Raw genomic sequence first — 14,925 nt, forward strand, 5'->3', positions numbered from 1 at the left:
CAATCATAATACTGAAGTGCGGAATTATTTCTACTTTTGGGATCAACAAATTTGCAAGAAAATCAGTATCATTATATATGAAGAAAATATTACTTAGTTTATTTACGCTATTTATCTCATTAACATCCTTTGCACAAACTGGAGCCGACTATAATTACACTATAGGTTTTCGAGCATTTAGCTTAATGCAATTGCCAAAAATATTAAATCAAACCAATACTCAGGATTATACCAAAGCATTCGCCAATGGAGCCATGCTTAAATTTAATGATAACCAGATCAGCTATCGCATTAGTGGAGCTTATTACAGGGATGACATCCAGTTTGATAATACCTGCGCTACCTGTGAGATTGCGAATGGAAAAGTTACCGATTACTCTTTCAAAATTGGTTTCGAAAAAAACTTTAATTATTCAAAAATCCAACCTTATTTTGGTTTCGACTTAGGCTACCGCTCCAATCGTTTCACAGGTACTATTGCGCAACGCAATCCAATGGCCAGTAATGTAACACAAACTGCTGATGCCAGCAAAAATGGCTTGGTATTAACACCTTTAATTGGCCTAAAAGTGAATATTCTTCCTCAATTAAACTTCTACGCCGAGAGCAATCTGGATTTCTACTATTCTTACGAAAAGCAAGATATCACTGAAACTGGTGGTGTGGCCAGAACAGTTACTACCTATAAAAAATGGGAGTTTTTATTAAATCCGGTTTCCGTAGGTTTGCAATTTAGTTTAAATGGAAAAAACTAATAGGGATCTACATCAATCTGCATAAAAACACCCTTGAATTCTTTTGTAGCATTAAACTTTGTGAGGGTTTCTCGTAAAGCATCCTTAACCTTTTGAATAGCGGTATGCTTATCTGCTTTGATAATTACCTGTTTAATGTATAGGTTACGCACCCGGCTTACCAATGGTTGCTCTGGCCCCAGTACCCGTTTTCCAAATTTTGCTTTCAAAATATTGGCCAGGGTAAGTGCGGCATGATCCAGCACATGCGAATCTTTATGTTTGATATAGAGAAAGATCATTCTTGAAAACGGAGGATACAGGAACTTCTCCCGCTCCGCAATTTCATCATGATACATGCCTTCATAATCATTCTCCACCACCTGTTTGATGATCCGGTTTCCGGCATCATATGTTTGGATACATACGCTCCCCTGATCAGCTCTCCTGCCTGCCCGGCCAGCTACTTGTGCCAATAACTGGTAGCTTCTTTCATAAGCCCTAAAATCAGGATAACCTAACAGCGTATCTGCATTAATTACGCCGATTAAATTTAAGTTATCAAAATCCAACCCTTTGGCCACCATTTGCGTACCAATTAAAATATCGGTTTTTTTATCCTGAAAGTCATTTAGAATTTGCTGTAATCCATTTTTTGTTCTGGTGCTATCCATATCCAGCCTGGCAATGGAAACATCAGGGTACAATAATTTCAGTTCCTCTTCTATCCTTTCTGTACCGAAACCCTTTTGCTCTACATGTACAGAGCCACAGGCCGGACAAATATTTACACTGCTTTGCTGATAACCACAATAATGGCAATGTAGTTTGCCACTGCTTTTATGATACGTTAAACTAACATCACAATTCACACACTTGGGCGTATATCCGCAAGTTGCACAAATTAAAATAGTAGCATAACCCCTTCTGTTTTGAAAAAGTACAATCTGCTCCTTTTTAGAAAGTGCCAAATCTATATCCTTAATCAATACACTTGAAAAATAGGAAACCATGGTTTTCTTTTTGGTTTCCTCAGAAATACTTACCACCTGCTGAAGCGGCAGCTGCACGCCACCAAATCTTTCTTTCATTTCTACCAGGCCGTATTTACCCTGTAAAGCGTTATAATAACTTTCAAGAGATGGAGTAGCTGATCCCAGTACGACCTTGGCCTGATGCAGGTGAGCCAGGTAAATGGAAGCATCCCGTGCCTGGTATCTCGGCGCAGGGTCATATTGTTTGTATGAAGGTTCATGCTCTTCATCAACCACAATTAATTTTAGATTTTGAAAGGGAAGAAAAACAGCTGAACGCGCACCAAGAATAACTTTAAATGCACCTGTTCTAACCTTATTCCAGATTTCTACTCTTTCGCTATTGTTAAATTTCGAATGATATACGCCAATGGCATTGCCAAAATAACGCTTAATCCGTTCAACGATCTGAGTAGTAAGCGCAATTTCTGGTAATAAAAATAAAACCTGACCATTTGCATGTTGAATAATTTCTTCAATCAGCTTAATATAAACCTGCGTTTTTCCAGATGCTGTAACACCATGCAGCAATACCACATCCTTTTCTTTAAAGTGCTCATTAACCTTCGTAAGTGCCAGTTCCTGTGATTCGCTGAGCTTAAAATTTACACTAAATTCTTCATCGTTCGCAGCCAAACGACTTATAGGCTTTTTGGTTATAATGAAAATATCCTTATCAATCAAAGCTTTTAAAGCGCCAGCTCCGCAATTACTTTCTTCTAAAAGTTGTTCCTTAGAAATCGGTTGAGTAGATTTTTGTAGTTTAAGATAAGCCAGCAATGCATCTAACTGTTTAGGTGCACGTTCTAAAACACTGAAAAGTTGCTTTAAATTTTCCTGATCATTATAAAAATCATTTAGCAGAACGAAGGATTTAAGCAATGGTTTATATTTCTGCACCACCTCTTCAGCCACCAAAATCAGTTCCTTTTCTAACAGGTTATTAATAATTGGGTAAATCGTTTTCTGACCTAAAAGCTTTGAAACATCATTAACCGTTAACTTTTCCTGCTTTTTAAGCGTAGTGATGATCAATTCTTCCTTATCATTTAGCACTACATCTTCACTAAAGTTTTCAGAGAGCATAAGAATGGTTTCACTGGCCAGTTTTAAGCTGGCTGGCAAAGCAGCAGTCATTACATCGCCCTCATTACACATGTAATAGTTGGTCATCCAAGTCCAGAACTTGAGTTGAGTGGCGGTTACAATAGGTTCGGCATCAATTACATCAATAATATATTTGGCTTCGTAAGCTGTAGGCGGGTTTTTAGAAATCCCACTTATTAAGGCAGAATAAATTTTATGTTTCCCAAATTGAACTACTACCCTTTTACCAATTGCAACCTGATCATTTAAATCAAAAGGAATTCTGTAGGTATAGTTTATCGCCAAAGATAAAGGCAAAATCACTTCCACAAAAAGTGTTTCTCTCTCTGCAAAAATATCGTTCTCAAAAGTTTCCATTATTTATCTTTAATTGCAGCAAAAAACAACATAATCCAACCCAAAACAAACAGCAATCCTCCAATTGGTGTTAAAGGACCAATTAAATTCACAAAATCTAAATGCAGAATATTTCGCGTAGCCAGTAGATAAAGTGAACCGGAAAACAGGATGATTCCGAAGGTAAAACAAAAATAAGCAATATTGATCAGCTTGTTTCTGTAACGGGCAAATGTTGATAAATATAATAAGGCAAAAGTATGATAGAATTGATAATTAACGCCTTTTTGCCAGATTTCTAATGATGAACCATCTACCAATGCCTTTAATGCATGAGCACCAAATGCACCTAGCAAAACAGCAACAAATCCGAAAAAAGAAGCAGTAAGTATTATTCGTTTATTCATAGGTATTTTTGCCTGAAGCAATGGCTAAATTAATAAATTGATAAAGAACTTCTCACTAATCAATGTAATTAAATTAAATTTGTTGCGTAGCAGATGAGAAAGATCATAATATTAGTGAGTGTTTTATTGTTGGGTGTAGCATCAATGTCCTATTTATATTTTTCTAAATTGGGTACAGAAAACGATGCCAAAGATTTGGCACTCCAATCGGCGACCAACAATGCTGCAATCCTTTTTTCATTTCAGAATGATAAAGCTTTTTACGAAATTATTGAAGGACAAGGCCTTTTACAGCAATTCATTGGTGAAGAAAAAACAAACTTACTTAAACAACTAAAAGAAAGTTTCGTTAATAAAAAGTCGATCAATAACTTTGTACAGGATCAGGAGATTTATATTAGCTTACTCCCAGATTCCAATCATACCCTTAATTTTCTCCTTACCGTTCAGATAAAGCCAGATCAGCAATTGATCAATTTTCAAAATATACTCCAGCCAATCGTTAAGCCAGTATTAAAGGAAAAAAACATTTATACCCTTAAGGTAAATGATAGCCTGAATGTTTTTATGGGCATTCAGCATCAGGTTTTAACGGTATCCACTTCACTAAAGTTAATAAAAAATGCGGCAATCAGACTTAATGAAAATCCTTTTACAGCTTATATTAAAGAATCCAGGTTGCTAAACAAAAATATATTGGCACAGTTGCACATTAACTTTAATCAGGCACCCCTACTGCTAAAGAATATTATTACCGGGAATTTGAATGGCGAAATGGCTTTATTTAAAACACAAAATAGCTTTGCCACTTTAAATTACAATTTCAGTAAAGAAAAAATTTTGTTTAATGGAAACACAGAAATTAAGTCAGCAGATAATTACCTAAAGCTGTTTGAGCACACACCTGTTCAAACCACTGATATTCAGAATATACTTCCGGATCGTACGGCCAATTACACCATATATGCTTATGATAACTATCAATCCTGGCAACACAAGTTAATCAGCTGGCAAACACTTAAAAAATTAACTGATAAAAGAAATTCACTGATTAAAAAGGTCAAAAACGAGTACCGCACAGACTTAAATGCTATATTTCCAACATACCTTAAAAATCAATTTGCTACCTTTCAATTAAATACGGGAGAAAAATTAGCCGCCATATCATTAATTAATGGAGAAAAGGTGAAACAACTGTTGTTTGATGTAAGTGAAGATTACAATGATGAGATTAAACATTTTAAACCAGCTGATATCCTTTTCACTTACCTGGGTGAGCCCTTTAAAAATTTCACCAAACCTTATTACCTCATTATTGACAATCAGCTTGTTATCGCCAATAATGCTAGTACAGTGCAGTCTTTTTTAAATAGTTATAAAAATAACAAATTGCTGATCCAGGAGCCCGCCTATCTTGATGTCCTAAATCAGTTATCCAATACCTCAAATGTTGGTTTTTATATTAACCTAAAAAATTCTAAAGATATCTTCAGAAGTCAGCTTCTGTTAAAATACTATAAACATTTACAGGCAGATAGTGGATTGAAAGAATTTGATAGCTTTTATTATCAAATGAGTGCTGATCAAAACAAATTCATTACAAACATGCTTTTAAATAAATACATCAAGCAAAACACATCAGACTCATCGAGTATCATTAAATAAGCGATAGCCACAAAATTAATTTAAATGAAGAAATTATTACTTACCATCACCTTAATGGCTAGTGGCTATTTTGCGAATGCGCAGCAATATGCCCTTTTTGGCACGAAAACCATGTTCGATGCTTTTGAAAATGTTGCTCAAAAATCTTTCACGCTGGATTCTTCACGTAAATTTTCATCCAATTTCTTCCTACCCTATTTTGGTGTTAATGCAGCAAATGTTGGAGATGCAGAATACGTGGTGCGAAAGCTAACACAGCAAGGTGTTAACGATACCAGAACACTTCCAATTGGTACTGGCGCCATCAATCACCTCTATGAAAACAGCAATATATATGTAGCTACTTTCCGTTTATTCAAATCATATAAATACCACAAAGAGATTGGGCTTTCCTGGCAAATTCGCTCTGATGTAAATTTAGACTACACGAATGAAACGCTGGCTATTTTTGATTCTTACAGTAGATTTAAATCTGATACACAGCTTGATGGAATTTTTAACACCAGAGGTTACCAGCAATCCTATCACCAGTTTAGCTTTACATACAGAGAAAATTACAATAAGAGATTGGCTTTTGGTGTGAAAGCAAGTCTATTGAGTGGAATTTTGTACAATAAACTGGACATTAGAAATTCTAATCTTTACATCGATAATAGTATAAATGCATTGGCAATTAGACTGGATGGAACCTATGCCAGTAATTTCTCTGACACAGATGAAATTAATAAAAATACATTTCTACCTAACTTTAAAAATCCAGGCTTATCGTTAAGTTTTGGAACCAATTATACTACAAAGAAAGGCCTTTATTTGATGGCAAATATTAAAGATTTAGGTTTTATCTGGTGGAGAAGCGGAACGCAAAAAGCCACAGTAAATCAATCTAAACTTTTAACCGAAATTAATAGTGAATCTTCCAATAACAATCAGGAGATCAGAGATATATTTCTGTTATCTCAACAAAGCGAAAAATTTTTAGCGGCTACTAATGCTAAATTTGATGCCTACGTTTCCAAACAATATGGCTTTTATAAACCTGCGCTTATCGTTTCAAAGAATCTATTTTATAAAGGTGGCGATATTGCTTTTGTTAATACCATTACTCATCAAAACATATCTGCCAGTGTAACGCCACTCTATAATTTTAATCATATTTTTATGATTGGCATTCAAGGAAAATATCAAACGCCTAACTTCGAACTTTTTGGAGGTACAGACAATTTGTTTTCTACTTTTAACCAAGCCAGAGGAATTTATAACAGCAATGCAGATATTGGGAGCGGCCCCAATGGCGCTTCAGTTTATATGGGTGTAGGCATTAAGTTTGGTAATATTGTTAATCATCCTCAATTTAGTGATGTAATGCCAGGAATTAATGATCAACAGGAAGGAAGCTTTTTCAAAAACCTTTTTTCTATCTTTAAAAGAAAATAATTAAACTTTTGGTTTAGGCTGTGTAACTACAAAATCTTTCAGGTAAAAAGGCTCAAAGTACGCTACATCTTCAAATCGACCTTGGTTAAAAGCATCAAAGGATAAAGCCGACATATATTTTGAAGCGTTAAAGTTATTTGCATCGAAAAATGCATTTGGATGATTCAGCGCTTCAGCACATTTTGCAGCACCATCACCTAAAAAGCTAATCTTGTTTTGTAGCAATAAATCAGCAAAACTGGTTTCGTCGATGATTTTGGCAGACGTTGGCTCAATAATTTCTAATGATGAATTAAACACCGAAGTATAAACTTCCATTCTTCTGGCATCAATCATTGGGCAAATTAAACCAGCATATGCAGGGTTTTCCACCATAAAGCCTGCAGCCATCATTTCTAGTGTTTCAATGGCAATTAACGGCTTATCTAAGGCATAACACAATCCTTTAGCAGTAGAGACGCCTATTCTTAATCCGGTATATGATCCTGGCCCTTTACTCACTGCAACCGCATCTAAATCCTGATAAGTTAAACCTGCTTTTTTAATCACCTCATCAATAAAAAGTGTCAAATTGGCGGCGTGTAGGTTTTGTCCACTTTCTTCTTTCCATGCAACTGTTTTTCCATCGAATGATAAAGCAACAGAACAAACCTGTGTAGCTGTTTCTAATTGAAGTATTTTAGCCATGTCGCAAATGTATCAAAAATAGTAAAATGGACGAAGATATTATCGTTTTGAGTTTGAAGTGATGAGTTGATTAAATAATCATCTATAAAAGATAGATTAGTGCCTCATGAACTAATGACGAATAATCTTATGGAACCGGATCATGACCATGTTTACCCCAGGGATGGCATCGCCCAATTCTTTTTAAAGCCATCCAGCCCCCTTTAAATGGCCCATATTTCCTGATGGCTTCTATTCCATACTGAGAACACGTAGGCGTAAACCTGCAGTTGGCACCAAGCATAGGAGAAATTGCATATTGATAAATCCTGATCAGCGCCAAAAAAAGCCAGGAGAAAGCCTTATTCAACAACTTCATGTGGCTGAACTAAAGTTATAAAACGTTTAAAAGTAGCAATTAACTTCTTTTGAATGAAGATAAATTCATATTTCTGTTTTCCAACATATTGAATAGAAAACAATAATAAGCCCCTTTCTGTTGGAAGTTGATTATAAAAATGATCTTGCTTATTTAAACGATAAGCTTCACGGATGCGACGCTTAAGCAGATTACGATCTACAGCTCGTTTATATCTTTTCTTAGGAACATTAATGACCACCTGAGCAGGAATGCTTGTAGGTTCATCAATAAAAAGATAAGAGATGCGAAATGGGTATAATAAAAAAGAAGAACCGTTTTTAAACAGCAGATCTAAATGTTTTCTGCTGCATAACCGTTCTTCTTTCCTGAATGTGTACATATATTTTTGATTGATAATTGCAGATTTTGCTCTGCCGATTCCGAATCCGGAAAAGCAATCAAAAACTATGCTTTATGCTTGCGTTCGTCAGAAACTGTTAATCTTTTTCTTCCTTTAGCACGACGTGATGCTAATACTCGTCTGCCGTTAGCTGTTGCCATTCTTTCGCGGAAGCCGTGTTTGTTTCTTCTCTTTCTTTGCGAAGGTTGGTATGTTCTTTTCATGACTGTATATTATCTTATTAATTTCAAAATTAAGAGGTGCAAATATAAAGTGATTTCTCTACAAATGCAAGAGTGTTTAGTTTTTATTTTTTATTCAATTGCAAATGTAAAAAAACTTTTGAAAAATCAGACTTAATGATGTTCTTACACTGGATTACTTTGAATATATCAAATCAGTACTCTTTAAGACTTATACCTCAATAATATTAAGTGCAGCGTTATATAAATCAATATTACCTTTATTCATTAGACTTAAAATATATTTTTTTTCAGCTAAGTAAGCTACAGCAAAATTAGGATCCCGCTCAACAATTGAGATTGTATTATTTATTAAATCACAATATTTAACACTTTGGTAAGTTGGTAAAATACCAGCTAGCCTTTCAGCTTCTAAAACCTTTCTCTTTCCCCTATTTAAACTGGGGAAATTATCAGGAATATAAATATCTGTTAATGCTATAACACCATTAATAATAAAATCTACCTCACTTATGGAATAATTTGAAGATAACAATAATCTCAAATCCGATTTTGAGCATAGCGTATCCTCTAATAAATCATGAAATAGACCAATTTCATACCCAAATGGAATATGGTTAGCCTCTGCTAATTCAGCAACTTCAATACAATGGTTTATGTAAGGTTCAAAGGTATATTTTCGCTTTTGCCCCTCGTGCCATTTTGCTGCAAATCTTATCAGTTCTTCTTTCAATATCTTAATATTTTTAAATTTTATAGTCCCAATGCTACCTTCAACTTGGCATATCCTGTCTTACTTACCGGCAACCAAATATCTGATTTAAGCAATACCACGTAACTGTCTTTTTCTTTCAACTCAATTTTAGTAACCTGGGCCAGATTAATAATATAAGAACGGTGAATACGAATGAACTGATTTACATCTAGCGTTTGCTCAAAATAAGACATGGTTTTATTTTTATAAAAAACCCCATCTACCGTATTCATTTTCACATAATCATCATCAGCTTCAAGATAATTAATATCTGCCGTTGGGATAATTTTAATTACACCATCTTTTTTAACTACCACCCTATTGTTCTGCGCAGGACTTAAGGCAGCAGCATCTAAAACAGCTTCTGTATTTCCCTGTTGATTCAACCGGCCGGGAAGTTTTTTCATAGCAGCTTCAAACCTACCCTTATCAATAGGCTTAAGTAAATAATCAACAGCATTCACCTCAAATGCTTTAATGGCATATTCATCAAAAGCGGTGGTAAAAATAACTGCTGGCTTATCATCTACCAGCTCCAGCATTTCAAAGCCACTTATTTTAGGCATTTGAATATCCAGAAAAATAAGGTCTGGCTTATGTAAAGTTATGGCCTTTAATCCCTCAAAACCATCACAACATTCAGCAACAACCTCTATTTCAGGATGATCTGTTAAATAAAACTTAACAATATCTCTGGCTAAAGGTTCATCATCAATGAGTATCGTTCTGATCATTTTTTTGCGGGATTTTTAGGGTGGTAATATATAAATTATTTGCCTCAATTTCTGTTTGTAGCAGGTGCGGATTGGCAAATAAAAGATAAAGTCTACGCTTGATGGCACTTAAACCAAAGCCTGTTCCGCTCGCAGCCTTCATTTCCGGATCGAATGGGTTTTGAACCCTTAACGATAAAACATGATTCGCTAAAGTAACATCAACCTTTATTGTAATTCCTGCAGATGTATTGTATAATCCAAATTTAATGGCATTTTCTACAATGGGCTGCAATAATGTTCCGGGCAGGCTTAAGTTTAATGTATCCTCGGCAACATTAACTTCAATATTTAACCTATGGCTGAACCTCACTTTTTCTATATCTAAATACAGTTGAATGTATTCCATCTCCTCCTCTACCGTCACCCACAATTCATCATCACGTTTAAGCGTACCCCTTAAAAATGAAGCCAGTTTAGTAATCATCACACCTGCTTCTTTTGGATTAATCATCGTTAAAGCGAAAACAGAATTTAAACTATTAAAAAGAAAATGTGGCTGCAATTGATGCCTCAACTTATTTAGTTCAGCTTCTTTTGCCAAACTTTTAGCCGCTGTAAGGCGTTCGTGTGTTTCAGTCTGTTCCTCCAGTCTATACCAGAGAATGTTTGCCAATGCGCACCAACCGAGACACATAAAAGATATGAGGCCACGAAATGCAAAAGAAAAGTTATAAAATTCTTTGTATTCCTTAAAATCAGCGAACAGATAGAACGTAATATACTTTGCCGTGAAAAGAACCACAAAGGTTAGTGCCAAACTTACAATGAGCACATAAAGAATACGTTCATTTTTTGGCTGATAATAACCCAGCATATTGCTGATCACGATACAGGCCGCTGCCAAAAGGACGTTACTTACCGTACTATCAGTAAAGGCTATTATCCACGAAAAGTTAATTACATAATGCAAACCTGTGGCGCACAATATAATCCATGCTATAGCAAAGCTGAAAGAGATCTTTTGTATCTGCGGAATAGATAAAGGTCTGGTTGTCAAAACGGTTTAGTTTAGTTAAAGGTATGATTAGGTTAACGCAATCAGCTGGTTAAGAAAAATCTTTGCCGAAAGTGATGTAGGTATTTATTGATGATAAATTGGTAATTCTTTATCATCAATGTCCATTAAAAACTTTTGATTTCTATCCCGCCAAACATCGCGGTTCCGTCTAAAATCAAGGTTTTTTGAATATCGCCTGTAGGCGTTAAATGCGATCTTTTATCCTCTACACTTCCAAAAATTGCAGTCACATTCGATTTAATCGCCCAGTTCTGCGGAACAATTAATTTGATACCACCAAAAATTGCAGTAACATCCAAACTAGCTGTTTCGGCAAAATCTGCTTGCGTCATAATGATATCTGCTCCACCAAACACAGCCGAAATATCTCCACCTTTAAAGTTTTTAGAATAAACGGTTTGTGTATTACCGCCAAAAACGGCTACAACATCAATAATATCATGATCAGAAGCATGCTGATCGGCCGTTTTAAATGTTTCTTCATCCGCACCAACTGTATTGAATTGATTTTTGAACTTGGCTTTCATTTTTCGCTTAACCCTAATGCGTTCATTGGGCCTTAAGATTAAAAATCCACCAATAATTACTAAACCAAAGCCCAGTGCATATTTGGAAAGGTCAAAATCAAACCCCATTCTATCTATAGTATTATAACTCCCAATCAGTACTAAAACCAGCCAGCCTATACCTTTAAAATTCCGACGAAAGCCTATATATATTCCCAATACGATAAGCAAACTCCAAATGCTGAATACCCATCCCGGAATATCCAGACCAAGGTTATTTAAAAGAAATATGATCCCGATAGCTGCAATGACGAGGCCACCCACAACCCTGCCCGAAGTATTTTGATTATGATGATTGATGTTTTCCATTTCGATTACTATTTAAGAACAAAGATGTTTATAAATCATGTTCTTCTATATACTTGCCATATAAAAACTGGGCAAACAGCGGTGAACAGCCTTATTTTATCGGTAAAAAATATTTCTTAATTTGAGCCCATGAAATATTTATTGATCTTGCTTTGCCTGACTGCCGCGATTGGATTAAAAGCGCAAGACCTTAACCTGCCATATAAAATATACGACGTCAGGAAACAAAAGGAAATCTCAGCTGATGAGATCATTGCTGACATGAAAAATGTGAATGTATTATTTTTCGGCGAAGAACATAATGATTCTGTTGGTCATGATCTGGAAGCAAAAATATTGGAAAAGCTCAATAAAACCTATCCTCAACAAGTAGCACTTAGCATGGAGATGTTTCATACCGATGTTCAGCCTGTTATGAATGAATACCTGGCCAATGTAATCTCCGAAAAAAATTTTATTAAAGAAGCACGGGCCTGGGATAATTATCAGGATTACAGGCCGCTTATAGAATATGCCAAGTTCAATAAATTACAAGTTGTTGCCGCAAATGCTGCAGCCCGATATAGCAATGCAGTTACCAAAGGTGGTTTAATTGTGCTTAAAGATTTCCCAAAAACATCTTTAAACTTTTTACCACCGCTACCTGTAGATACTGCATCAGGAAGATACTATCAAAAATTTACGGCATTGTTAGGTGGCCACAATATGGGCACGATGAAAGTTTATCAAACACAGAATTTTTGGGATGCGACTATGGCCTGGTCTATTTCCAGATTTATCAATGCAAATAAAGGCATAAAAGTTTTTCACATAAACGGACGTTTCCACAGTGATGAAAAACTGGGCACCCTGGCTAAATTACATCAATACTCACCAAAAATTAAAATTCTGAATATATCAGCTTTTTCAGACCAAGACTTTGAAAAAGCAGATTGGAGTAGGTTTTCAAATCTAGGCGATTACATTATCATCACCAATCCAATAGTTAAAAGAAGCTATTAAAATAAAAATCTGCAAGGTTTAATACTTGCAGATTTTTTATTAAGCTTTTGCCTTAAGCAAATCTCTGATTTCGGTTAACAGAATTTCTTCTTTTGGTGGCGCTACAGGCGCAGCCGCAACGGCCTCTTCCTTACGCTTCATTTTATTGATGGCCTTAATCATCATAAAGATTACCAAAGCTAATAAGATGAAATTAATAGCTACTGTAATAAAGTTTCCATAAGCAAAAATAGCTGCTCCTTCTATTTTTTTTGCATCGGCTAATGCTGTACCTTCTGGTACGGCACCTCTTAATACCAGGTATAAATTGCTAAAATCAGGTTTCCCTATTAATGCAGCAACAAGTGGCATCACTAAATCGTTTACAACACTGTCTATAATCTTTCCAAAAGCGCCGCCAATAATTACACCAACTGCCAAATCCATTACATTACCCTTGATTGCAAATTCTTTAAATTCTTTTACAAAGCCCATTTTTAGTCGTTTTAGTTTATTTATCTACTAAAGTAGCAAACATTAAAGTCAATACAAACGTTTAGCGAATAATTTAATGAGCAAGCAAAGTCATTTGGTGTTATTCCAAAAAATTTGAAATGATTTGTTTATTTTTGACGCCATTCTACTATATAATATGCTAAAGCAACACTTACAACAAAAATTATTACAAAAGTTATCACCACAACAAATTCAATTCATTAAATTGTTGCAGGTGCCAACCGTTGCTTTAGACACTCGAATTAAGGAAGAACTTGAAGAAAACCCTGCTTTGGAAGACCCTAGTTTAATGACTCAGGAAGAACCAAAAGGAGAATATGACGATCTTAACGACGGGCCAGAAGAATTTGATGGGCCTGCTGAAGATAATAGCATGGATGAGTTTAATGTAGATGACTATCTACAGGATGACAATACCAATGATTATAGCACCAATTATAATAATGGCGATGATGACGAGGAGAAAAAGGAAACGCCAATCGCTATTGAAAGCACTTTCTTCGAAAGTCTTCAGGAACAATTAGACCTTGTTCCTCTTTCAGATCAAGATTTCATTATAGGCAAGCAAATCATTGGAAGTTTAGATGATGATGGTTATTTACGCCGTCCGTTAGGTTCCATGATTGATGACCTGGCATTTTCACAAAATGTAATGGTTGAAGAGGAAGATGTTTTGGAAATGCTTAAGCTGATTCAAAGCTTTGATCCTCCAGGTATTGGTGCTAGAGATTTAAAAGAATGCTTACTCATCCAGCTAAAAAGAAAAGATCCATCCAATCCAATTATCGTTAAGGCAATGAATGTGGTTGAGAATTATCTTGATGAATTTACGCGGAAGCATTATGACAAACTGGAGAAAAGCCTCGGCCTGTATAGTGAAGAATTAAAAGAAGTGGTGAATGAAATTCTTCGCTTAAACCCAAAACCTGGAGATGCCAATCAGGTAACAACCAAGCAAATGCAAATTATTCCTGATTTTCACATCAGCAATAATGATGGCATCCTCATTTTAACCCTTAACTCTAAAAACGCACCAGAACTTAAAGTAAGTCGCTCTTACCAGGAAATGTTTGAGCATTATGATAAAGCATCTTCAAAAGATAAAAAGCTTAAAGAAGCAGTTCAGTTTGTAAAGCAAAAACTAGATTCTGCAAAATGGTTTATTGATGCAATTAAACAAAGACAACAAACTTTGCTTAAAACCATGAATGCGATTATGCATTATCAGTATGAATATTTTTTAACCGCTGATGAACGCAAAATGCGCCCAATGATTTTAAAGGATATTGCCGATAAAATTGATATGGATATCTCCACAGTATCCAGAGTGGCGAACTCTAAATATGTTCAAACAGAATTTGGCACATTTTTATTAAAGTCATTTTTTTCTGAAGCCATCCAGACTGAAAATGGTGAAGAAGTTTCCAATAAAGAAGTTAAGAAAATTCTGGAAGATTGTATTGGAAATGAAGATAAGCGCAAACCATTAGCCGATGAGAAGCTGACAGAAATTTTAAAAGAACGTGGTTATAATATTGCCAGAAGAACGGTTGCCAAGTATCGTGAGCAAATGAATATTCCTGTTGCCAGATTAAGAAAAGAATTATAGTTGGTTGGTTTTTCGTCTTTTAGTTGGTTGGCTTTTTAGCCCTTGTTGA

16 protein-coding genes are annotated in these 14,925 nt (G+C 35.4%); 5 read left to right on the forward strand and 11 right to left on the reverse strand.

All coding sequences use genetic code 11. From position 1 onward, the window contains the following. The first annotated feature begins 77 nt into the window (after positions 1–77). The gene (locus AN34_RS08770; protein WP_029284386.1) at positions 78–755 is read left to right on the forward strand and encodes a hypothetical protein; all 678 of its coding nucleotides are present in this window, start codon (positions 78–80) and stop codon (positions 753–755) included. Here the strand turns inward: AN34_RS08770 and priA are convergent. Together priA and AN34_RS08780 are read right to left on the reverse strand one after the other, a co-directional pair. Further along, the gene (gene priA, locus AN34_RS08775; RefSeq protein ID WP_029284388.1) at positions 752–3,232 is read right to left on the reverse strand and encodes a primosomal protein N'; all 2,481 of its coding nucleotides are present in this window, start codon (positions 3,230–3,232) and stop codon (positions 752–754) included. The genes AN34_RS08770 and priA overlap by 4 nt on opposite strands. Continuing rightward, a complete protein-coding gene (locus AN34_RS08780) occupies positions 3,232–3,618 on the reverse strand; it encodes a DUF423 domain-containing protein (RefSeq protein WP_029284390.1) in 387 nt (128 codons plus the stop codon). The genes priA and AN34_RS08780 overlap by 1 nt, the downstream gene beginning before the upstream one ends. A gap of 93 nt (positions 3,619–3,711) precedes the next feature. Between AN34_RS08780 and AN34_RS08785 the strand changes: the two genes are divergently transcribed. Both AN34_RS08785 and AN34_RS08790 read left to right on the forward strand, forming a co-directional pair. Next, the gene (locus tag AN34_RS08785) at positions 3,712–5,283 is read left to right on the forward strand and encodes a hypothetical protein (RefSeq protein WP_157263260.1); all 1,572 of its coding nucleotides are present in this window, start codon (positions 3,712–3,714) and stop codon (positions 5,281–5,283) included. A 24-nt stretch (positions 5,284–5,307) separates the two neighbouring features. After that, the gene (locus tag AN34_RS08790) at positions 5,308–6,717 is read left to right on the forward strand and encodes a DUF5723 family protein (RefSeq protein ID WP_051666353.1); all 1,410 of its coding nucleotides are present in this window, start codon (positions 5,308–5,310) and stop codon (positions 6,715–6,717) included. Here AN34_RS08790 and tsaB read toward each other — a convergent pair whose 3' ends face one another. The 8 genes from tsaB to AN34_RS08830 form a co-directional block, all read right to left on the reverse strand. Next, positions 6,718–7,404 (reverse strand): tRNA (adenosine(37)-N6)-threonylcarbamoyltransferase complex dimerization subunit type 1 TsaB, encoded by a 687-nt coding sequence (tsaB, locus tag AN34_RS08795; RefSeq protein WP_029284397.1) that lies wholly within the window; start codon positions 7,402–7,404, stop codon positions 6,718–6,720. A gap of 127 nt (positions 7,405–7,531) precedes the next feature. Beyond that, positions 7,532–7,762 (reverse strand): membrane protein insertion efficiency factor YidD, encoded by a 231-nt coding sequence (yidD, locus tag AN34_RS08800; RefSeq protein WP_029284400.1) that lies wholly within the window; start codon positions 7,760–7,762, stop codon positions 7,532–7,534. Beyond that, positions 7,746–8,144, reverse strand: coding sequence for a ribonuclease P protein component (locus AN34_RS08805; protein WP_036676831.1), 399 nt, complete (start codon positions 8,142–8,144; stop codon positions 7,746–7,748). The genes yidD and AN34_RS08805 overlap by 17 nt, the downstream gene beginning before the upstream one ends. A 65-nt stretch (positions 8,145–8,209) precedes the next feature. After that, positions 8,210–8,368 carry a 50S ribosomal protein L34 gene (gene rpmH / locus AN34_RS08810; protein WP_010601723.1) on the reverse strand — a complete coding sequence of 53 codons (159 nt, stop codon included), beginning with the start codon at positions 8,366–8,368 and terminating at the stop codon, positions 8,210–8,212. 190 nt (positions 8,369–8,558) lie between these two features. Then, entirely contained in the window at positions 8,559–9,080 is a 522-nt protein-coding gene (locus AN34_RS08815) for a hypothetical protein (protein WP_029284404.1), read from the reverse strand. A 20-nt stretch (positions 9,081–9,100) separates the two neighbouring features. Further along, positions 9,101–9,835, reverse strand: coding sequence for a LytTR family DNA-binding domain-containing protein (locus AN34_RS08820; protein ID WP_029284406.1), 735 nt, complete (start codon positions 9,833–9,835; stop codon positions 9,101–9,103). Then, complete coding sequence (locus AN34_RS08825; protein WP_036676834.1) at positions 9,813–10,874, reverse strand: sensor histidine kinase; 1,062 nt, start codon at positions 10,872–10,874, stop codon at positions 9,813–9,815. Before AN34_RS08825 ends, AN34_RS08820 begins: the two co-directional genes overlap by 23 nt. A gap of 125 nt (positions 10,875–10,999) precedes the next feature. Continuing rightward, positions 11,000–11,770: a LiaF domain-containing protein gene (locus AN34_RS08830; RefSeq protein ID WP_029284410.1), complete on the reverse strand. Its 771-nt coding sequence runs from the start codon at positions 11,768–11,770 to the stop codon at positions 11,000–11,002. A gap of 129 nt (positions 11,771–11,899) precedes the next feature. Between AN34_RS08830 and AN34_RS08835 the strand changes: the two genes are divergently transcribed. Then, the gene (locus AN34_RS08835; protein WP_029284412.1) at positions 11,900–12,772 is read left to right on the forward strand and encodes a ChaN family lipoprotein; all 873 of its coding nucleotides are present in this window, start codon (positions 11,900–11,902) and stop codon (positions 12,770–12,772) included. 39 nt (positions 12,773–12,811) lie between these two features. Here the strand turns inward: AN34_RS08835 and mscL are convergent, their stop codons facing one another. Beyond that, positions 12,812–13,246 carry a large conductance mechanosensitive channel protein MscL gene (mscL, locus tag AN34_RS08840; RefSeq protein ID WP_029284414.1) on the reverse strand — a complete coding sequence of 145 codons (435 nt, stop codon included), beginning with the start codon at positions 13,244–13,246 and terminating at the stop codon, positions 12,812–12,814. Between the two features lie 157 nt (positions 13,247–13,403). On the opposite strand from mscL, the gene rpoN reads away from it, so the two are divergent. Then, on the forward strand, positions 13,404–14,876 hold the full coding sequence (gene rpoN, locus AN34_RS08845) for an RNA polymerase factor sigma-54 (protein WP_029284416.1): 1,473 nt from the start codon (positions 13,404–13,406) through the stop codon (positions 14,874–14,876). Positions 14,877–14,925: the final 49 nt, after the last annotated feature.

The sequence above is a fragment of the Pedobacter sp. R20-19 genome (assembly GCF_000708265.2).
Classification (GTDB): domain Bacteria; phylum Bacteroidota; class Bacteroidia; order Sphingobacteriales; family Sphingobacteriaceae; genus Pedobacter.